This is a genomic window from Paraburkholderia diazotrophica (assembly GCF_900108945.1).
Taxonomy (GTDB): Bacteria; Pseudomonadota; Gammaproteobacteria; order Burkholderiales; family Burkholderiaceae; genus Paraburkholderia; species Paraburkholderia diazotrophica.
This window is the reverse complement of sequence record NZ_FNYE01000011.1, coordinates 122,718-143,654: the sequence shown is the minus strand read 5'-3', so window position 1 is coordinate 143,654 and position 20,937 is coordinate 122,718. Positions and strand designations below refer to the sequence as shown.

Here is a 20,937-nt window from a genome sequence, read left to right as displayed (position 1 = left end):
GGGTTCAACAATCCATTCGTACGGGCGTAGCCATGCGTGACGAACTCAATTGCGCCGCCGCGCGTCGTTGCGAACCGCCGAGTCGAACAGCGCCTGCGCACGCGCGAGCTCGTCGAGCGCGCGGTCCAGTTGCGCGACGGCGGCTGCATATTCGACATTCGATGTGCCGTCTTCCGGCTCGCCGCGCATTGCGCGAAACGCCAGATCGACATTTCGCGTCGCCTGGACAAAACGCTGCGCGGCCTGAGCCTGCCGCGAATGTGTGATCGCCGACATAGGCATTCCTCCGTTTCGTTTCAGGTTCGTGTACTTCACTTGTGCGAGCTCACGGTGCAGCAATAGCTATGGCGTCGAGCCAGCGACTTGAACGGATATCGGTTGCAATGCATTGCGCGACACGCCGATTTTCTCTCCGCTTGCGGCTAAGCGCCAGGGCGGGAATACAACAACACGCGCTTTTTTTAATGTGAGCACTGGAAGGTCAGTGTTCGCAGATTCAATGCAGTAGACACTCGCTGACCGTCCGCATCAGTCATGTCGCGAAGCCAGGCTGCGCATGTGCCGCGTTGCTGAATGCAGCCATCGCTTCGATGGGCGGCATATCGAACAGATCGCGCGTGAAGCCGCGCACCCGCTCTTGCGGCGGCCGGCTGCGCAAACGCCCGACCATATCGATGAATGTCGCGAGATCACCGTCGCGCGTGGCCTTGTTGATCTCCGCGAAATCGCGCGCCTTGAGCACGCCGGGTTGCGTGAGCCGCACGAAATACGGCGCTTCGAGTTCGACGGCGAGCGCAATCGGATAGCTCTTGCTGGTCTTGCCGCTCTCGCCATTCAAGTTGGCCGCGCGCGCGATGCAATCGACGACGGCCGCGCCATGCGCGGCGCCGAGCGCTTTGCCCGTGCTCACGCTGCGCAGATGTTCGGGGTACACGCGCAAGCGCGTACCCATGCTCAGTTCCGTCGGCGACGAGCACACCAGCGCGTAATGCTGTTCCCTGCGCTGCCCGGACGGCAGCGTCGCGCGGCTGACGATGAACGCGTAAGGCGGAAGCTGCCGCACCTGCCCCGTGCTGTCGATCCAAGCGTTCCACAGCAGCATGTCTTCCTTTTTGCGGCCGGCAGCTCTTGGCTTGCTCGATGCCGGCGAAAAGAGCGCGAGCAGCGAGCCCGTGCGGTGCGCCGCGACTTGCGCGCTGTTGCCCAGCGACTGCCCGACGCCCCACAGAAAACGCCCGCCGCCCAGCCTGCGCTCCCATTCCTTTTGAAGGACGACGACAGGCAGATCTTCACTGGACTCATGGCCTGTCTTGGTCCAGCAGAACGTGGGCGGTAGGTGCTTCAGTGTCATTCACTTCCTCGGGAGGCGGGCATTCGTCAAAATTGATCGGCCAATTCAATAAGCGTTAATGTATAGATATAATGCGTCGAATGGAAGCCCCGAAGAGCGATTTTCCCGTCCAGGACCTGATGCGCCGCTTGCTGGCGGATACGCGTTCGTCCAGCGAAATCGCGAGGCTTTCTGGAGTCAGCCAGCCTACTGTGTCGCGGCTCCGGCTGTCGGAGGGGCAGCGTGTTCGCAAGAGCGCTTCATTCAATAAGCTATGCAGTTTCTATGGCGTGGAGCCGCGCCGTGCAAGCGGCCGCGCAGCGGGCTATAACGAACTGCTACGCAATGCGATCGTCGACGCGTGGGACGGCTCGGAAGAGCACGGCCGCGCACTGCTCGTCGTGATCAAAGGGCTGAAGGGGTTGAGCGGGAAGATGGGGTGAACGGCGCGTGTCGCGACGCTCGACGGGCTGAGCCGTGCGGGATGAGTGGATGCGGGACGCGAAGGAACGGCCGCATAGCGGCCGTTGGTGAAGAAGGAGCGAGCAAATAGCGAATGCCGTTTTGTTGCTTGTCTGCGTCGCTACGCATTGAGTGGAACATCACGGGCAGCGTTGGATGTCGCTGCCCGCTCCGATAGGCTTGTCAGTGCCTGTCCTTAAAACTGATCTTCCGACAGCGCCAGCACGCCTTCGGCGCCCTTCGCGCTGACGATCGACGCTTCCAGCGCGACTGCCTGCGGCAGCACGTGCTCCGCATAGAACTGTGCGGTGGCGATCTTTGCGCCGTAAAACGACGGGTCATCTGACTTCTTCGCTTGCGCGACGAGCATCGCGCGCGCCATCTGCCAGCCGCCCAGCACGATGCCCGCGAGCTTCAGATACGGCACGCTGCCCGCAAACACCGCGTTCGGGTCGCGCTTCACGTTTGCGACGACAAAGGCCACTACCGATTGCAGTGCATCGTGTCCAAGCGACAGATGTTTATGCATCGCCGCGAACGCCGCGCCATCGTGCTGCTTCAGTGCGTCGACAGTCTGCGCGATCTCCGCGAGCAGTGCCTTCGCGACCGCGCCGCCATCGCGCACCGTCTTGCGTCCGATCAGGTCGTTCGCCTGGATCGCCGTCGTGCCTTCGTAGATCGGCAGGATGCGCGCATCGCGGTAGTACTGCGCCGCGCCCGTCTCCTCGATGAAGCCCATGCCGCCGTGCACCTGCACGCCGAGGCTCGCCACGTCGATCGACAGCTCCGTGCTCCAGCCCTTGACGACCGGCACCAGGTACTCGTAGATCGCCTGATGTTCGGCACGCTTCGCCTCGTCGGGGTGACGGTGCGCGAAATCGCAGTTCGATGCCGCGACATACGCTAGCGCACGTGATGCTTCCGTGAGCGCGCGCATCGTTGCGAGCATGCGGCGCACGTCGGGGTGCTGGATGATCGACACGGCCTGCTTCGCCGAGCCATCGACGGGCCGGCTCTGCACGCGTTCTTTCGCGTATGCGACGGCCTTCTGGTATGCGCGGTCCGATACCGCGACGCCCTGCATGCCGACCGAGAAACGCGCCGAGTTCATCATGATGAACATGTACTCGAGGCCGCGATTCTCCTCGCCGACCAGATGACCGATTGCGCCACCGTGATCGCCGAACTGCAGCACCGCCGTCGGGCTCGCCTTGATGCCGAGCTTGTGTTCGATCGACACGCACTGCACGTCGTTGCGCTTGCCGGGCGAGCCGTCCTCGTTGACGACGAACTTCGGCACGATGAAAAGCGAAATGCCCTTCACGCCTTCGGGCGCATCCGGCGTGCGTGCCAGCACCAGATGGACGATGTTCTCCGCCATGTCGTGCTCACCCCACGTGATGAAGATCTTCGTGCCGAAGAGCTTGTACGAGCCGTCGCCCTGCGGCTCGGCGCGCGTGCGCACCAGCGCGAGATCGCTGCCCGCCTGCGGCTCGGTGAGGTTCATCGTGCCCGTCCATTCGCCCGAGATCAGCTTTGGCACGTAGGTGCGCTTCTGTTCTTCGCTGCCGGCCGTGAGCAGTGCCTCGATGGCGCCGTCCGTGAGCAGCGGGCACAGCGCGAACGCGAGGTTCGACGCGTTGAGCATCTCGATGCAGGCCGCCGCGATCAGCTTGGGCAGCCCCTGGCCTTCGTATTCGACGGGATGCTGCACGCCCTGCCAGCCGCCCGCGGCGAACTGGCGGAACGCATCGGCGAAACCGGGCGTGGCCGTGACCACGCCGTCTTTCCAGCTGCTCGGATTGCGGTCGCCTTCGAGGTTCAGCGGCGCCAGTACTTCGCCGCACAGCTTCGCGGATTCCTCGATCACGGCCTGCGCCGTTTCAAGGCCGGCCTCTTCGAAGCCGGGCAACGTTGCAATGTCTTCGATGCCGCTCAGCTCGCTGAGCACGAAAAGCATGTCTTTGACGGGGGCGGTGTAGCTCATGGTGATTCGTCCAATCAAGCGGTCGATGAATAACTGCCACGACGCCTGAAAAGGAAATGGCCAAGGCCGTGACGATGCAACCGATCGTACCGGCATATGCCGCGCACAAGCTGTCCAAACCTGCCCACGTAATGACAAATCCGGCCACGGCGAACAGGCGCGCCTCGCCGCCTGGCGTATCACGCAGCGTCGACGGGCCGTCGGTAGGTGCCGGGCGCGCTGCCCGTGCAGTGGCGGAACGCGCCGTGAGATGCGCTCGGATCGTCGTTCCCGACATTGCAACGGGCGGCGCCCATCCGGCAGCTCTTTAAGGTACAGCGGTCGTTTGTTGTCTCTGCACATCCCCAACACCGCATTGCCCTGCTTCGTGCCGCCTCCTACATTGTGATGGTATCCGGGACTTCCCTCGACTCGCCTCACACCTCGAAGCATGGGCATTGGGCAGGCGAAAGTTGCTCCCGCCCGCTCCATCGAGTCCACGCGCCGCTACGGAGGCAAGGCATGTGTCCTGTAATCGTCGATGTAGCAGAAGAAAAGCGCTTGAACGACGCGCGTGCTGCGCAAGTACCGTGGAAGAAGTGGGGGCCGTACCTCAGCGAGCGGCAGTGGGGGACGGTCCGCGAGGACTACAGCGAAGACGGCAACGCCTGGAACTATTTCACCCATGATCATTCCCGTTCGCGCGCCTACCGATGGGGCGAAGACGGGCTCGGTGGACTGTGCGACGACCAGCAGCGGCTGTGCTTCGCGCTTGCGCTATGGAACGAGCGCGACGCGATACTGAAGGAGCGCCTCTTTGGCCTGACCAATAGCGAGGGCAATCATGGCGAGGACGTGAAGGAGTATTACTTCTACGTCGACAGCACGCCCACGCACTCGTACATGAAGTATCTGTACAAGTATCCGCAGCGCGAGTATCCGTACCGGGACCTGGTCGAGACCAACCGGAAACGGTCGCGGGACGAACTCGAGTACGAACTGCTCGACACCGGCGTCTTCGATGATGACCGGTATTTCGACGTGTTCGTCGAATACGCGAAGGCAGGTCCGGAAGACATCTTCGTGCGCATTTCCGTGCACAACCGCGCACCGGAAGCGGCACGGCTGCGGGTCCTGCCTACTCTCTGGTTTCGCAATACCTGGTCGTGGGGCGACGCCGATCGCAGGCCATCGCTGTGCGCAGCGGGCTTAGGCGCCATTCACGCGACGCATCATGATCTGGGCGAGTACTGGCTCTTTTGCGACGGTGCGACCGAACTGCTTTTCACGGAAAACGAAAGCAACGCACAACGTCTGTGGAATCAATCCAACGCTTCACCCTATGTGAAGGACGCGTTCCACGCGTATGTCATCGCAGGGCAGCGCGAGGCTGTGAATCCCGCCAGGACGGGAACCAAGGCGGCGGCCCATTACGTCTGCGATGTACCCGGCGGCGGCAACGCGACGATCCGGCTGCGCCTGACGGCCGTAAAGCGCGACAACGCCTTCGACAACTTCGAGAAAACCTTCAATGACCGCATCGCCGACGCGGACGCGTTCTACGCGCATATTGCGCCCAAATCGCTGACGGAAGATCAGCGCCGGGTTCACCGTCAGGCTTTGGCGGGCATGCTGTGGGGCAAGCAGTATTACTACTTCGATCTCGAACTGTGGCTGCGCGAGCATGGGAGCCATCCCTTGCTCGAAGGCGAGCGGCCCAATGTACGCAATACCGGGTGGTTCCACATGTTGAATGCGGACGTGATTTCGATGCCGGACAAATGGGAGTATCCGTGGTACGCGGCCTGGGATCTGGCCTTCCATACGATCTCTCTGGCGCTGGTCGATTTCGATTTCGCGAAAGAGCAGTTGCTGCTGATGTTGCGAACCCTGTATGTCCATCCAAGCGGCCAGATCCCAGCCTATGAGTGGAACTTCAGTGACGTGAATCCTCCCGTGCATGCGGCCGCGACGCTCTGGCTCTACAAGTACGGGACAGCGCTGGGCCAGGCTGATCCGCGCTTCCTCGAGCGGTCGTTTCAGGGGCTGATGCTCAATTTCAACTGGTGGGTGAACCGCAAGGACCCATCAGGCCGTAATGTCTTCGCCGGCGGTTTTCTGGGGCTGGACAACATCGGCATATTCGATCGCAGCGCGCAGCTTCCGACGGGTGGAACCCTGGAACAGGCGGATGGGACGGCATGGATGGCGTTCTATTGCCAGTGCATGCTTGAGATGGCACTCATCCTGACGGAATACGATCCGATGTACGAGGAGATCGCCTTCAGGTTCGTCCAGCACTTCATGTGGATCGCCTACGCGATGGACCGGCGTGGCGAACATCCAGACGAGATGTGGGACGAGCAGGACGGTTTTTTCTATGATCTGCTGCGCCTTCCCGACGGCCAGACCATGCGTCTGAAGGTAAGGTCAATGGTGGGACTGCTGCCGCTGTGTGCGTCGACGGTGTTCGAAGCAGATTCGATCACGCGCTATCCGAAACTGATGGAGCTGATCGCGCAATTCCGAAAACGCTATCCGGAACTGGTCGCCCATGTAGCGCCAACGGAAGCAGGCTTCATCGGCCATCGCGAACGCCGGCTCCTGTCGATTCTGAACAAGCGCAAACTCGAGCGCGTGCTCGGATATCTGCTGGACGAAAATGAGTTCCTCGGACCGCACGGCATTCGTTCGCTCTCTCGCTACCATCTCGAGCATCCGTATGTGCTGAGTATCGGTGGGACGGAATACAACGTGCAGTACCTGCCGGCCGAATCGAATACGGGCATGTTCGGCGGAAATTCCAACTGGCGCGGTCCGGTATGGATGCCGGTGAACATGCTGATTCTCAGGGCACTGATGAATCTCTACAGCTTTTTCGGCGATGAGTTCAAGGTTCAATGCCCGACCGGGTCGGGACATTACATGACGCTCTTCGAAGTGACGCGAGAGATAGTCCGGCGGCTGGCGGGTACGTTTCTGCGCAATGCGGATGGGAGGCGTCCCGTCTACGGCGGGACGGGCAGGTTCCAGAGCGATCCGTATTGGCGTGACCTGATTCTGTTCTACGAGTACTTCCACGGCGACAACGGTGCGGGGCTTGGTGCCAGTCACCAGACGGGCTGGACGGGTCTCGTCGCGCCTCTCCTGGACCTGTTCGGGCGCATCGACGCTCAAACCGTTCTGGAAAGCGACCGCTGGCGCGTCATGGCCGGCGTCGTCGGGCAACAGGTGAGCGGAGAACAAGTGGACGGCAAGTGAGGAAGAAAATCCGTTCGAAGCGCATCCAACCCTGTTTGCCGTGCGCGGGGACCTCGCCATTTCGATTGTCGGCACATCGAGCGGCAGCAACCGGGCAGAACGTTCGATCAGCCTGCGCTGCCGCTGCGTAAGGCTGATGTGATCGCTTTACGGCAATGCCACTTTGCGACTACGCTCGTATTCGAGGCGTTCCGGTCAACAACCGTTTTCGAGCGCCTGGGGGCAACAAGCGCGTCAACTCAATATCCTTCGTGTCTGGAGCCTGTCAATGAACACCGAGCCGTATCAGCCGTGTATCGAAGCCTGTGATGCCTGTGCCGCCGCCTGCGACCGCTGCGCATCTGCCTGCCTTGGCGAACCGGGTATTGCGAACATGGCCAAGTGTATTCGCCTCAACGCCGACTGCGCTTCGCTGTGCCGCTTCACATCAGCCGCATTGGCTCGGGAAAGTCATCTGGCACCCGAGTTTTGCGCGCTTTGCGCACAGATCTGTGACGAGTGCGCAGAGGAATGCTCCCGGCATCCGTCCGAGCAATGCGGAACATGCAGCGATGCTTGCCGGACATGCGCGGAAGTGTGCCGAGGAAGCTGGTCCCAGTAGAAACGATCATCGCGATTCGCACGCTCCCTGGTCTGTGCGCCGCGGTCCACGCACGTAAGTGCGGATACGCGATCTCTACTTCGGTCGTGCAATCGATCAGTCAGCCCGCGCCCCATGCAAAGCATCGCGCGTGTCGTTGCTACGCATCGCGCTCGCCGTTGCCAGACTGCTGCTCAAACAGCGACGATCGTTCCATAGTTCCATAGGAACGCGGCGCGGCACATCTGAGCAAGACACAGCAGGCATGTTGATTGCAAGCCCGGCGCAGTGTCCAGATCTGGACGCTCTCCCTGTCTTGTCCTGCGTAGACGTGTAGTCTCTATCTTCGTGAACATCCACTTCATCAAACACTGGCTGAAAAACCCCGCCGCCGTTGGCGCGATCGCTCCATCTTCCCCGCACCTTGCGCGCGCGATGGCGCAGCCGGCCGACCAGTTCGATACGATCATTGAGCTTGGTGCCGGCACGGGCGTCATTACCGATGCGCTTGTCGAGCGCAACCCTTCTGCAAGGCTGATAGCCTTCGAACTGGACCCGGCACTGGCTGGCAAGCTTGCCGCGCGACATCCCGGCATCGAAGTCGTGGCTGGCCGCTTTCACGAACAGGCGCAGATTCTGGATTCATTGCCGGAGCGCGCGCTGATCGTCTCGGCGCTGCCGTTCCGCTCGCTGCCGAAGGAGGTCATTCGCCCGACGACTGTGATTCTGGCAAGGTTTCTCATGCAAAACGTCGCGCGCAGCCTCGTGCAGTTCACCTATCAACCCAGAACGCCATTTGATGTCCCGACGAGCCTCACCTGGCGCTGGCGGCGTGTCATCTGGCGCAACACGCCGCCGGCGGGCGTTTGGGAACTCCGACAGGGGTAAGCCCAAGCAGCCTGATGGTCGCCGGACTCCGTCGCATGCGCGTCTTTCGCACGATCACGCGCCGTTGCAGCCCGCTTATCCTCCTGTTGAAGAGCCGAGAGCCGATACATGCGTTCCTTGCGATAAAACCACCGCCTTGCAGGAGGCACAAAAAAGTCTTGTAGAACCCGCTACAGACGCGTAGTTTACGCTACATGAGCACTTCAACCGTCTGGTCCCTGCTGGTTCTCACGCTTCCAACCGAAAACGCCACGGCGCGCATGCGCTTCTGGCGAACGCTGAAGGCAAAGGGATGTGCGGTGCTGCGCGACGGCATCTATCTACTGCCCCACACGGAAGAACGCGAGCAGATGCTGCGCGAACTGGCGAGCGCGATCGCGGGTAGTGGCGGCACCGCGCATCTGCTCCGTGCACCGAGCCTCGATGCCGCCCAGGAAGCGGAATTCCGGGCGCTCTTCGACCGCAGCGAAGACCATGCCGAATTCATGCGCGCTCTGAAGGACGCGCGCAAGACGGTGTCGGGCCAGTCGGCGGCTGAGCTGACAAAGCTGCTCCGCAAACTGCGCAAAGACTACGAAGCCATCGCCGCGATTGATTACTTTCCGGGCGACGCTGCGACGCGCGCCGAAGCAGCGTGGCAGGACTTCATCGGTCTGGTCGATACCGTGCTGTCGCCCGGTGAGCCTCATTCCGCCGAACGACCCATCCGTAGCCTGTCAGTCGGCGACTATCAGGGGCGCACCTGGGCCACGCGGCAACACATGTGGGTCGATCGCGTTGCGAGCGCCTGGCTGATCCGGCGATTCATCGATCGCGATGCACGTTTCATCTGGCTCACGTCACCGTGCGCCTGCCCGGCCAACGCGCTCGGCTTCGACTTCGACGGTGCGGCCTTCACCCACGTCGGCGAACGCGTGACGTTCGAGGTGCTGGTCGTCAGCTTCGGTTTCGACAAGGACCCCGCGCTGCTCCGGCTCGGCGAGATGGTTCATGCGCTCGACGTTGGCGGCGCCCCCGTGCCCGAGGCCATCGGCTTCGAGGCCGTGATGGCGGGGGCAAGGGAGCGTGCAGCAGATGACGATCAGTTGCTTGACGACATGAGCCGGGTGCTCGATTCGCTCTACACACACTTTGTATCCACGACAAAAAGCAAAGACGAGAGGAAGCGTTAGTGAACATGACTACAGCGACAGCGCCGGGTTACACGCTCGGTCAGTTGGTCCTTTACATGCTGCGGCTGGGCGCGTTCGGATTCGGCGGACCTGTGGCGCTCGTCGGCTACATGCACCGCGATCTCGTCGAGCAGCGCAAATGGATCAGCGAGTCGGACTACCGTGAAGGACTGGCGCTCGCGCAGATGATGCCCGGACCGCTGGCCGCACAGCTTGGCATCTATCTGGGTCACGTGCACTATCACATCGTCGGTGCGACGCTCGCCGGTATCGCGTTTGTGTTGCCATCATTCCTGATGGTGGTCGGCCTTGGCTGGGCCTACGCGCACTTCGGCGGGCTCTCGTGGATGCAGGCCGCCTTCTATGGCGTGGGCGCCGCAGTCGTCGGGATCATTGCGATGAGCGCATACAAGCTCACGACGAAAACCATCGGCAAGAACAAGCTCCTGTGGGCGATCTACCTGATACTCGCCGCTGTGACCGTCATCACCGAATCGGAGATCGCGTGGCTTTTCATTGCGGGCGGCCTCATCAACTGCTTCGTCGTTGCTCCGCCGAAATGGTTGAGCAAGGGCGGACTGAATGCAGCGGCAGCGGCACAGCTACCCGTCGCAAGCGGCGTGTTCAGTGGCGTTGATTGGCCATTGCTCGGCCAGATCGGTCTGTTCTTCGCGAAGGCCGGCGCTTTCGTGTTCGGCTCGGGACTGGCGATCGTGCCATTCCTTTACGGTGGTGTGGTTACCGAACATCACTGGCTCAATGACAAACAGTTCGTCGATGCCGTGGCCGTCGCGATGATTACGCCCGGACCCGTCGTGATCACGGTTGGCTTCATCGGCTACCTGGTGGCGGGGTTCGCGGGCGCGTGTGTAGCCGCACTCGGCACGTTCCTGCCCTGCTATCTCTTCACGGTGCTGCCGGCGCCCTACTTCAAGAGATACGGCAAGCTGCCCGCCGTCAAGGCGTTCGTCGACGGCATCACTGCCGCAGCCGTCGGCGCGATTACCGGCTCCGTGATCGTGATCGCGCGGCGCTCGATCGTCGACTGGCCGACTGTCCTGCTCGCACTCGCGACCGCGCTGTTGCTGTGGCGCTTCAAGAAGCTGCAGGAGCCGGTCATCGTCATCACCGCCGCGCTCATCGGACTTGCTGTGTATCCGCTCATTCATTCGCACGCGATTTGACCGCACGCGCGTGCGTGTACCTGCGAGGACAGACCCATGCCGACAAGTCGTACATTCCTGCTCAACACGGCTGACGTCAGTGCGGGTGTCGATCTCGCGGCAGAGTCAGCGGGCCTTGACGTAATTTCCGTCGGGATGTCGCGCACCTTTGCAGACGATCGCGAACAACTGCGTTACGGCGTGCTCATGGATGACGCACTCTATGTGTGGTGCAAGGACAATGCCCATACCCGGATGCACCGCTGATGGAACGCGCAGATCAAGGCTGTCTGCGTTGCTCCTTCCCGAAGGCGCTGAACGCGGCGCCCTGGTCCTGCTTGTCGCCCGCGGACTGCGCGGCATGTGCGACGGCTTCATTGCGGTGCTGCTGCCCGGCTACCTGCTCAAGCTCGGTTTTGGGCAACTGGATGTCGGACTGGTCAGCACGACCACCCTGTTCGGTTCGGCCTTCGCGACGATCCTGGTGGGTCTCTCAGGCAATCGCTTTGCGCCGCGCGGCCTGTTGCGCCTTGCGGCAGCACTGATGATGGCCACGGGTCTCGCATTCGCGGGGCTGTCATCGCTATGGCCGCTGCTCGTCGTCGCGTTCGTCGGCACGTTGAACCCGAGTTCCGGCGATGTCAGTCTGTTTCTCCCGCTCGAACACGCAAGGCTCGCCGAAGCCGCAACGGGCGACGCGCGAACCGCGCTATTTGCACGCTATAGCCTCGTCGGCGCGCTATCGGCCGCACTGGGTGCACTCGCGGCAGGCTTGCCCGATTCGATCGCAGCCCACACGGCTGCTTCGCCGCTTATGGCGATGCGCATCATGTTCATCGTCTACGCGATAACAGGAGCCGCCATCTGGCTACTCTACGCGCGCCTGCCGGCACGCCCGTCCAGCATCGACACGCCACGCGTATCGCTTGGGGCATCGCGCGGAATCGTCACTCGCCTCGCGATGCTATTCAGCGTCGACGCCTTCGCAGGTGGCCTGCTCGTCAACTCGCTGCTGACTTTGTGGTTGATCGAGCGGTTTGGGCTTTCGCTTGGCGCTGCCGGGCAGTTCTTTTTCTGGGCCGGACTGCTCAGCGCGGGTTCGCAGCTTGCTGCGGCACCACTGTCGCGCCGTATCGGTCTGCTCAACACAATGGTGTTCACCCATATCCCGTCGAGCGTATGTCTGATTGCCGCGGCGTTCTCGCCGTCTCTCACGCTGACGCTGCTGCTACTCCTCGCGCGCAGCGCCCTTTCGCAGATGGACGTGCCCACGCGCAGCGCCTACGTGATGTCCGTTGTAACGCCGGGTGAGCGTCCCGCTGCGGCAAGCTTTACGGCCGTGCCAAGAAGTCTGGCAGCCGCGCTCGCGCCCACTCTCTCAGGGGCGCTTCTCAGCCTCGGGTGGCTCGGCGCTCCTCTCGTCGCGTGCGGCGCATTGAAGATTGCGTACGACTTATCGCTGCTCGCCGCATTCCGTCACGTTAAACCCGACGGAGGTTCGTCATGAACAATCGTATCGGTATCGATCATCGTCACGTTGCAACGATGCTCGTCATGCTTGTGATCCTCGCGATTGCAGCACTGATCGTCCATCACGACTCGAATGCTGCCGGTAAGCCCGCAGTTGCGGAACTGCCGTTGGCGCACGTCGCCGACATTCCGCTTCCGGGCCGCGCGTCCAGGCTCGACTATGAAAGTGTCGACCCGGACCGGCATCTGCTGTTCATCGCCCACCTGGGCGACAGCGAGGTCATCGTCGTCGACACACAGACCTCCCGTGTCGTCGCTCGCATCGGCAACATCGCCGCAGTGCATGGAGTACTTGTCGTGCCCGAACTGTCGCGCGTCTATGCGTCAGCGACGGGCACGAACGAAGTCGTCGCCATTGACGAAGCCACGCTGAAAATCACCGCGCGCATGCCGGGCGGCGTCTATCCGGACGGAATGGCCTACGCGCCGGACATGCGAAAACTTTATGTGTCGGACGAAACGGGTGGGACAGAAACGGTGATCGACACCCAATCCAATCGCCGCCTCAATACGATCCCGCTGGGCGGTACGATCGGCAACTCCCAGTACGACGCTGCATCGCGCCACATCTTTGTCAACGCGCAGTCGCGACGGCAACTCGTCGAGATCGACCCGTCGAACGACTCGATCGTTGCGCGGATCGATCTGCCTGGCGCAAAGGGCAACCACGGCCTTTACATCGTTCCTCATCTCCACCTGGCATTTGTCGCGTGCGAAGACAATGCCAGGCTTCTCGAGCTGAACCTGCGCACGAAAGAGGTCTTACAGTCGTTTGACGTCGGTGACGGTCCCGACGTACTCGCGTTCGATCCCGGTCGCGGCACGCTCTTCGTGGCAGGTGAAGCCGGCATCGTGTCGATGTTCGCTGTCGGCTCATCGACCGTGTCGAAGACGGGAGAGGGCAGCATTGGGCCCAACGCGCATGTGGTCGGCGTCGATCCATCGACGCATCGCGTCTATTTCCCGCTGAAGAACGTCGATGGGCGTCCGGTGCTTCGTGTCATGGCGCCACGGTGAATCATGCACGCGATCGCCCTGCTACCCGTTCCTGAGTTCACCGAGCAGTGCCCGCGCCGCACGCACATCCGTCAGTCCGCTCCCCTCACTCATGGCTTCGCAGGCGGGCTGCAGCACGGCGCGGGCATGATCGAAGTCGCCCGTCGATGCCAGCTTGCGTGCAAGGGTGATCGCCGCACGAAGACCCGGAAAGCACGCGCCCTGCCTTTGTGCAACCACGACTGCTTCGCGAATGAACGCGACCCCTTCCTCGCATCGCGCACTCCGCTGGGCTGCGAGCAATTCGCCTTTGAGCCGCAGCATTTCGGAGAGCTGGAAACGCCCGCCATGCTCATCGACAGCCGCGAGCGCCCGGTCGATTTCGACGAGTCCCGCCTCCCGTTTGCCGGCTCGGCCAAGCGCTTCGCCAAGCAGCGCGTTGAAGTACGGCAAGCCCATTTCCGCCCCCGTTGCGCTGATTGCCGCAATACCCTCACGCATCCGTTCGATCCCTTCGTCGAGGTCGCCGGATTGCGTCAATGCCCAGCCCAGTTGAAACGTCCCCTGTGACAGCAGCAAGGGCAACGCGTATTCCTCGCATAGGGAGATTTCCAGTGCCGCCCACTCCCTTGCCAATTCCGGCTCGCCACGCAGGATATGCGCAAAGCTGCGTGTCCAGTACGCGAGAGCCGTCGTCAGCGGATGATCGAGTTCGCTTGCGAGCTCGAGCGTCTCGTCGGAAATCGACAGCGACTTGTCCGGATAGCCGCGCAGGCACTGCACGAGCGCGGTGAAGCACCGGCAGCACACACCCGGATCATGTCCGGAGTACTTGAACGTCAGCGCATGGTCCCGTTCGCGCTCGTACAATGCGATGCCCTTTCCACAATGGAACGCGGCCGCCGCGTATTCCCCCATGAAAAAGCTGTTCGTCCAGAACAGATGATGCGTTTCGATATGCATCGCAGGATCGTGCGAGTCCGCTGTCAGCGCGGCGCAGCGGTTGCCGAGTTCACGGGCGATTTCCGACTCGCCACGGATCATCCGGTACTGCCCTTCCCCTCGCAATACGGTGAACAACTCGCTCTCGTCACCTAGCTCCTCGCATAGCAAACGGGCCTGCGTATACGCGTCAAGCACTTCTTTGGCGGCCCAGCCTTTCGCCGCCATCATCGTCACGCCCAGGACCTTTTGATAATCGAGTTCATGCCTGAGCAGCGCCGGCGTGCGAGGCAACGTCCGGATGATGTCGAGTCCCCGGTTCAGGTACTCGACCGTCTGCTGATAGGCGGATCGCTGCAGCGCCTTGCACGCCGAGCGGTACAGGTAATCGACAGCCTTCTCCCACAGCTCACCCGCAAGCGCGTGATGCGCGAGGCGCTCGACATGCTCGTCGAGACGTTGCGCATGGAGCCGCTCGATCACCTCCACGAGTTGCACATGCAACGATCGCCTTCGCTCCTTGAGCACGCTTGCATAAGCGACACGATGCGTGAGCGCATGCTTGAACGTGTACTGCTGACGCGGCAGCAAGCGCGTCTGATAGAGCAGTTCTGCTGCCTGCAACTCGCCGAGCAGATCGAGCAGCGACTCGCGTTCGAGCTCGGCCACCGGCTGCAGAAGATCGACCGCGAACTCCTGCCCGATCACGGCTGCCATCTGCAGCACAGCCTTTTGTTGCGCGGACAGTCGATCGATCCGCGATGCAAGGACGGCATGCACAGTCGATGGGATCTCGAACGTGTCGATGGTTCGAACCATCTGGTAGGCGCCCGTCTGACCGACCAGCGCACCCGCATCGACCAGTGCGCGGACCGACTCTTCGAGGAAAAGCGGCGTGCGGCCCGTGCGCTCGATCAGCCGTCTGCGCAGCGCCAATACCCCGACATCGTCGCCGAGCAGCGAGCGCAGCAGCAGGTCCGCGCTTTCGGCGGCAAGACTGTCCAGATGAAGCTGCGAGAAATAGCTCTTGCCGAACCACGCGTGCCGGTATTCGGGCCGATGCGTGACGAGCAGCAACACGCGCGCGGCGCCAATGCAATCGACGAGATGATCGAGCACGGCTTGCGTGCCATCGTCGTTCCAATGCAGATCCTCGACGACGACGACCAGCGGATGGTGCTCACTTGCGCGGATCACGAGAGAAGCGACGGCTTCGAGCGTGCGCTTGCGCTTTTGCGGCGGACTCGCGATCTCCCATTGCGGATCGTCGGGCGGCAAGTCCAGCAGCGCAGCCAACGCGGGACGCGTCACGGCAAGTTCCGGGTCGACAGCCCCGATGCCCTGATGCAGCCTGTCAGCCGCTTCAGCCAGCGTGTCGCGCTCGCCGATGCCGAACCACGTTCGCAGCAGCTCGGCGACGGGAAGATAGATTGCGCTATTGTCGTGCGAGCTCGTACCCGTTTCGAGTGTCGTCCATCCGGACGCGCGTGCAGCGCTGATGAACTCGTGCACCAGACGGGATTTGCCCACCCCCGCCTCGCCGACGATCGCACACACCTGCCCTGCGCCTCGCGCGGCACGCCCGAGCAGCCCCTGCAAACCGGCCATTTCCGTGTCGCGGCCGACAAACCGCGAAAGACCGCGTGCCGCGCGAGCGTCCCAACGAAGCCGCAGCCCAGACCTCGCGCGTAGTATGAAGATCTCGACGGAGGGCGCCGCGCCTGGCAGCACGCGCGCCCTGCGATCCGCGAGTTCGATGAATCCTTCGGCGCACCGCGCGGTGTCGGCGCTCACGCCGATCTCATCGGCGGACAAGATGGAATCGATCAGGTTCGCCAGTTGCGGTACGGCGCCCAGCGCGTCGTAGTGCTGCGCCCGGTCGCTGCCGATCGTCCGGACGACGGCGTCGCCGGAATGGATGCCGATCCGCACGTCCAGCGGCCGTCCCACGACCGCCCGCATCGCTTCGCGCATCGCGAGCGCGGCATAGCACGCCCGTACCGCGTGGTCCTCCTGCGAGACGGGCGCCCCGAACAGCGCCGTCACGCCATCGCTTCGAAGCTGCGTCGTGAGGCCGCCGAACCGGTGGACGGCATCGACCATCATCTTCAGCACAGCGTCGACCCGCTCCAACGCGAGCTCGGGGTCCATGTCGCCAATCGGCTCGCGCACGCGCGTGCAGAGCACGCTCAACGGCTTGCGCTCCGCCGGCGATATCGCCTCATTGACGGCTTCATTCACGCCGCGCGGCGCAGCGCGACGCTGCTCTGCCTGCACTCCGGCAATGCCAACTGACGTGGCGGGCACGCTGTACCCATTCTGCTGGATGTCGGCAGCGAGACGTTGTGTCCCTTCCGTGGGAACCATGCCGAGTTCGGCGTTGAGCACGCGGACGCATTCCTGATATTGACGCATGGCAGCATCCCGGCGCCCCGCGCTCGCATACAGCCTCATGAGCGCCGCATGCGCCCACTCCAGCAACGGGTCCAATGCCAGAATTCTGCTTGCCGCCGCTATGGCGTGACTGGACGCGCCGGATTGCTCGTAAAGGCTGACGAGTTTGGCGAACACTTCCACTGCGCGCTCATGAAACCAGCGGCGCTCGACGGTCATCCACTGTTCGAACGGGTCTTCATGCAGACCAAAGCCATCGAGCAGCGCGCCTCGATAGAGCGCGACAGCCTTGGCCAGTGACTCGGCAGACCGCTCGCCTGAGAAGTGCGTGAATTGCAGCGCGTCGACGTCGACAAGATGAGCGTCGAGCCATATCGCGTCCGGCTCCGTCTTCAATAGCGGCGCGGCGTGCGACAACATCCGGCGCAGGCTCGACAGCGTCTGCCGCAAACTCGCTCTCGCCTGCTCTTCGGCGCTGCGCTCCCAGAACACGCTTGCCAGCTGCTCGCGCGAGCGCAGCATGCCCGGCGACAAGGCGAGGTAGGCCAGGATCGCCTTGCTCTTCTTCGTCGGAAAGTCCAGCGGCACGCGCTCCCCGGCAAGGCGGATGTGCAGGCCTCCAAGGACTTCGATCGTGAGCCGGGTCATGACGTGCGAGAGATGAAGCGTTACCTACGAACAGTTTACTTCGCGGCGCTCGATATTCACGCATCATCCCGCCCGCACTTCGCACAGGCCGGGCTTTTTTTCATTCGATTTTTTTACGGCGATTTCACGCGGCCCCGCGCGCTGTTCACGGATCGATGACGTCCGGCAACGATAGTTGGACTGTGGCGATGCGGCCCGGCCAAGGTGGCTGGCACATTCGAAGGGACATCCCTGCGGCATCGGCACTGTGAGTATCGATGAACCGCAATTGAAGGAGATGTTTCAATGGAAATCACCACCGATGTGAACCAGATCGACGCCAACCGCTACGCAAAATGTATCGCTGCATCGAAACGCGTCCGCTGGGACATCGACCGCGACGTGATTCGCGGCCGATCTTTCGACTTCTCGAAGAAATTCCTGCCGGACGCGCTATCGAAGGTCGATTCCCTCGCCTTCCTCGGCCCCGACGAACAGCGCATGCTCAGCCAGATTCAGGGACGCACGTATGCAAACATGTTCGGCCTCGTCGAACGCTTCATTGCTGCCAAGGTCCTGGAGATGAGCGGTCCGTACCACCTCGGCGACCAGAACGCCCTCGAAGCGCTCGTCCGGTTCAGCGATGAAGAAATCAAGCATCAGGAACTGTTTCGCCGCATCGAACGCATGTGCGCCGAAGGCATGCCCACCGGCTATGCGTTCTTGCCCGAAGCCAACAGCGTCGCCTCGTTCGTCCTGTCGAAATCCACCTGGGCCGTGCTCGCGCTGACCTGCCACATCGAGCTCTTCGTGCTCGCGCACTATCGCGGCAGCATCGACGGTGACGCGAACGCATCCGAACTGTGGAGGGACGTCTTTCTCTACCATTGGCGCGAGGAATCGCAGCACGCGATCCTCGACGAACTCGAATGGCAACGCGAAGACGCCCGGCTTTCGCCTGAAGAGCGCGACAAGGCAGTCGACGAGCTGATCGAACTGGTCGCTGCCGTCGACGGCATGCTGCAAACGCAGGCTCGCGCGGATGCCGACTACTTTGCAACGATCTGCGGACGGCCTCTGACGATGGCCGGAAAAGAGTCCGTGCATGCAGGTCTGCTTGGCGCGTACCGGTGGCAATACATCATTTCCGGTGTGCAGGAACCGCGCTTCAGTCACGCGCTCGGCAGCATGATTACCCGCAATCAGGCGTCGCGGATCGAAACGGCGATGACGCCGATCATGAGCTAACGCGCGCGACGGGCCGCTGCCGTAGCGGACATCGGCGCGGACGTTGCGCAAACGGCTGTGCATCACAACCCCAAGATGCCGTTCGGTCGCGTGACTGAACGGCATCAGCGCTTGAGCCGACACGCGCGGCGCCACCGCTACCCGCTCACTTATTCATCGCGCGATGTCGTCGAGTGCAAGACCTGTGGTACGCGGCCCGAACAGCGCGACCGCGAGCACGACGATCGTCGGCACTGCCGGCCCGCAAGGCGACCCGGTCAGATCCAGCGTTCGGCATTGTTGACAATAAACAAACGTGTAAGTTAGTGTTTGACAGGTCAGACGTTCATCCGTCGCCCTTCGCTTGCATCGACTGCCATGACCAGCTCCAACCTGCCCAGCGCCTTTGAACTCTTGCAACGACATTCGCTCGCGATGCTCGTGCAGGAGAGTCTCGAGCAGAGCATTCTTTCGGGCGAGCTTGCGCCCGGCGAAAAGCTCAATGAAGTGGAAGTCGCCACGCGGCTGAACGTATCGCGAGGGCCCGTGCGCGAAGCTTTTCGCGCGCTCGAACAGGCAGGGCTGCTCAAAACGGAAAAGAACCGTGGCGTGACCGTGCGGGTCGTTTCGCTGCGCGAAGCGCAAGAGATCTACGAAGTCCGCGCGATGCTCGACGAGTCTGTCGCGCGCTGGCTCGCAAATCACATGACGCCCGAAACGCTCGGCGCGCTGAAAGGCATCATCGCTGCAATGAAGGCCGCGAAGAAAACGCGCGATCTCGTGCGCTACACCGAACTGAACATCCAGTTGCACGATGCGATGGTCGCGGGCGTCGGCAATCAGCATCTGATCTCGACGTATCGGCATCTCGTGCGCCAGCTCGGCCTGTTGCGGCAGGCGGCGATCGAAACGGATCAAGGCGCGCTCGGCGAATCCGTCACCGAACACGAGAAGATCGTCAATGCGCTGGCTCGCGGCGAAGAAGAAAATGCGGTCCTGCTCGTGCGCGAACATGTCGCGCACGGTCTTGCGAGGATGCAGCGCGCGCACGAGCGCTGGACCGAGACTGCGAGTCAGGATCGCGCATCCGTTGCCGGGTCTTGACGGCCCCCCTTATGTGCGGCCACCTTATGTGCGGCCACCTTACGCGCGGCCACAGAATTGGCCGCACGAATGCTTGCCCAAATGACGTGACGTAAAAAGACCCCGCCGCCTCGAAGATTTCGCACCATCACCCGCACGAAATCTTCGAGCGTGGCTGCGTGTGTCACGCAAGCGCTTTCGGCGACACCTGCGTGATACCCATGGCCTTCAGCGTATCGGCGATCGCGGCGACCGCGCCGGGAATGCCCGTCTTGCCGAAGTGCCCTATGCAACCGACGCGGAACGTTTCAATCTGCGTCAGCTTGCCCGGATAGAGGATGTATCCGCGCTTCTTCACCTCCTGATAGAACGTCTTGAAGTCGTAGGCGGGATCGTCGGGCGCATGGAAGGTCACGATGATGGGTGCCTGGATCGACTGATCGAGAAATGGCCGGAAGCCCAGCTTGCCCATGCCTTCGATCAGCGCGCGACAGTTGCCTGCATAACGCGCGCCCCGCGCTTCAAGACCGCCCTCCTCGTTGTACTGCGCGATGGCCTGATCGAGCGCGGCGACGACATGCGTCGGCGGCGTGAAGCGCCATTGCATCGTGCGATTCATGTAGACCCATTGATCGTACAGGTCCATTGCGAGCGAGTGGCTATTGCCTTCGCAGCGCTCCAGCGTGCTGCGCCTCACGATCACGAAGCCCATGCCGGGCACGCCTTCCAGGCATTTGCCCGACGCGGCGACGACGGCATCGAACGGCGTCTGCCGCGCGTCGATATCGATCGCGCCGAAGGAGCTCATCGCATCGACGATCAGACTGCGTCTGTGCTTGGCAACCACCATCGCGATCTCGTGCAGAGGGTTGAGCACGCCCGCGCCTGTTTCGCAGTGAACCAGCGCAACGTGCGTGATGCCCGGATCGGCGGCGAGCGCACGGTCGATGTCGGCGGGCTTGACCTGCGTGTCTTCCGGATAGTCGATGGTCTGATGACGCCGCCCCAGCGTCCGGCAGATCTTCGCGATGCGCTGGCAATAGGCGCCGTTGTTCGGCACCAGCACATGCCCGTCGCGCGGAACGATCGTGCCGATCGCCGCTTCGACGGAGAATGTGCCGCTGCCCTGCAACGGCACGCACTCGTGCGTCGCTTCGCCGTGCACGATGCGCAGTGTCTCGCGGCGAATGCGCGCGGTGATTTCGTTGAAGTCGCTATCCCAGGATCCCCAGTCGCGCAGCATCGCCTCGCGCGTGCGGTCGGATGTCGTAAGCGGACCGGGAGTGAGCAGAATCGGTTGGCTGGACAGGTTCACG

At 62.4% G+C, this 20,937-nt stretch carries 16 protein-coding genes; 11 read left to right on the top strand and 5 right to left on the bottom strand.

What is annotated here, in order from left to right:
- Positions 1-45: 45 nt before the first annotated feature.
- Positions 46-276: a hypothetical protein gene (locus BMW76_RS16355; protein WP_090866778.1), complete on the bottom strand. Its 231-nt coding sequence runs from the start codon at positions 274-276 to the stop codon at positions 46-48.
- Positions 277-532: 256 nt separating this feature from the next.
- Positions 533-1,351 carry a hypothetical protein gene (locus BMW76_RS16350; protein WP_090866776.1) on the bottom strand — a complete coding sequence of 273 codons (819 nt, stop codon included), beginning with the start codon at positions 1,349-1,351 and terminating at the stop codon, positions 533-535.
- Between the two features lie 80 nt (positions 1,352-1,431).
- Between BMW76_RS16350 and BMW76_RS16345 the strand changes: the two genes are divergently transcribed.
- Positions 1,432-1,773, top strand: a complete 342-nt coding sequence (locus BMW76_RS16345; RefSeq protein ID WP_090866774.1) for a helix-turn-helix domain-containing protein — start codon at positions 1,432-1,434, stop codon at positions 1,771-1,773.
- 215 nt (positions 1,774-1,988) lie between these two features.
- Here BMW76_RS16345 and BMW76_RS16340 read toward each other — a convergent pair whose 3' ends face one another.
- Positions 1,989-3,779 (bottom strand): acyl-CoA dehydrogenase, encoded by a 1,791-nt coding sequence (locus BMW76_RS16340; protein WP_090866772.1) that lies wholly within the window; start codon positions 3,777-3,779, stop codon positions 1,989-1,991.
- A gap of 501 nt (positions 3,780-4,280) precedes the next feature.
- Here BMW76_RS16340 and BMW76_RS16335 point away from each other — a divergent pair.
- The 8 genes from BMW76_RS16335 (at position 4,281) to BMW76_RS16300 (ending at position 13,369) form a co-directional block, all read left to right on the top strand.
- The gene (locus BMW76_RS16335) at positions 4,281-7,019 is read left to right on the top strand and encodes an MGH1-like glycoside hydrolase domain-containing protein (protein ID WP_090866770.1); all 2,739 of its coding nucleotides are present in this window, start codon (positions 4,281-4,283) and stop codon (positions 7,017-7,019) included.
- A 268-nt stretch (positions 7,020-7,287) separates the two neighbouring features.
- Positions 7,288-7,620, top strand: a complete 333-nt coding sequence (locus tag BMW76_RS16330; protein ID WP_090866768.1) for a four-helix bundle copper-binding protein — start codon at positions 7,288-7,290, stop codon at positions 7,618-7,620.
- A gap of 327 nt (positions 7,621-7,947) precedes the next feature.
- On the top strand, positions 7,948-8,487 hold the full coding sequence (locus tag BMW76_RS16325) for a class I SAM-dependent methyltransferase (protein ID WP_090866766.1): 540 nt from the start codon (positions 7,948-7,950) through the stop codon (positions 8,485-8,487).
- 194 nt (positions 8,488-8,681) lie between these two features.
- Entirely contained in the window at positions 8,682-9,659 is a 978-nt protein-coding gene (locus BMW76_RS16320; protein WP_090866764.1) for a chromate resistance protein ChrB domain-containing protein, read from the top strand.
- Positions 9,659-10,843 carry a chromate transporter gene (locus tag BMW76_RS16315; protein ID WP_090866762.1) on the top strand — a complete coding sequence of 395 codons (1,185 nt, stop codon included), beginning with the start codon at positions 9,659-9,661 and terminating at the stop codon, positions 10,841-10,843. The genes BMW76_RS16320 and BMW76_RS16315 overlap by 1 nt, the downstream gene beginning before the upstream one ends.
- Before the next feature lie 36 nt (positions 10,844-10,879).
- Positions 10,880-11,089 (top strand): chromate resistance protein ChrB domain-containing protein, encoded by a 210-nt coding sequence (locus BMW76_RS16310; protein WP_090866760.1) that lies wholly within the window; start codon positions 10,880-10,882, stop codon positions 11,087-11,089.
- Entirely contained in the window at positions 11,064-12,329 is a 1,266-nt protein-coding gene (locus tag BMW76_RS16305) for an MFS transporter (protein ID WP_090866758.1), read from the top strand. The genes BMW76_RS16310 and BMW76_RS16305 overlap by 26 nt, the downstream gene beginning before the upstream one ends.
- Positions 12,326-13,369, top strand: a complete 1,044-nt coding sequence (locus tag BMW76_RS16300; protein ID WP_090866756.1) for a YncE family protein — start codon at positions 12,326-12,328, stop codon at positions 13,367-13,369. The genes BMW76_RS16305 and BMW76_RS16300 overlap by 4 nt, the downstream gene beginning before the upstream one ends.
- Positions 13,370-13,390: 21 nt before the next feature.
- On the opposite strand, the gene BMW76_RS16295 is transcribed toward BMW76_RS16300, so the two are convergent.
- Positions 13,391-17,332 (bottom strand): AAA family ATPase, encoded by a 3,942-nt coding sequence (locus BMW76_RS16295; RefSeq protein ID WP_090866754.1) that lies wholly within the window; start codon positions 17,330-17,332, stop codon positions 13,391-13,393.
- Positions 17,333-17,617: 285 nt separating this feature from the next.
- Between BMW76_RS16295 and BMW76_RS16290 the strand changes: the two genes are divergently transcribed.
- The gene (locus BMW76_RS16290; RefSeq protein WP_090866752.1) at positions 17,618-18,559 is read left to right on the top strand and encodes a hypothetical protein; all 942 of its coding nucleotides are present in this window, start codon (positions 17,618-17,620) and stop codon (positions 18,557-18,559) included.
- A gap of 357 nt (positions 18,560-18,916) precedes the next feature.
- Positions 18,917-19,642 (top strand): phosphonate utilization associated transcriptional regulator, encoded by a 726-nt coding sequence (locus tag BMW76_RS16285; RefSeq protein WP_090866750.1) that lies wholly within the window; start codon positions 18,917-18,919, stop codon positions 19,640-19,642.
- A 163-nt stretch (positions 19,643-19,805) separates the two neighbouring features.
- On the opposite strand, the gene BMW76_RS16280 is transcribed toward BMW76_RS16285, so the two are convergent.
- Positions 19,806-20,936 (bottom strand): 2-aminoethylphosphonate--pyruvate transaminase, encoded by a 1,131-nt coding sequence (locus BMW76_RS16280; RefSeq protein WP_090866748.1) that lies wholly within the window; start codon positions 20,934-20,936, stop codon positions 19,806-19,808.
- Position 20,937: the final 1 nt, after the last annotated feature.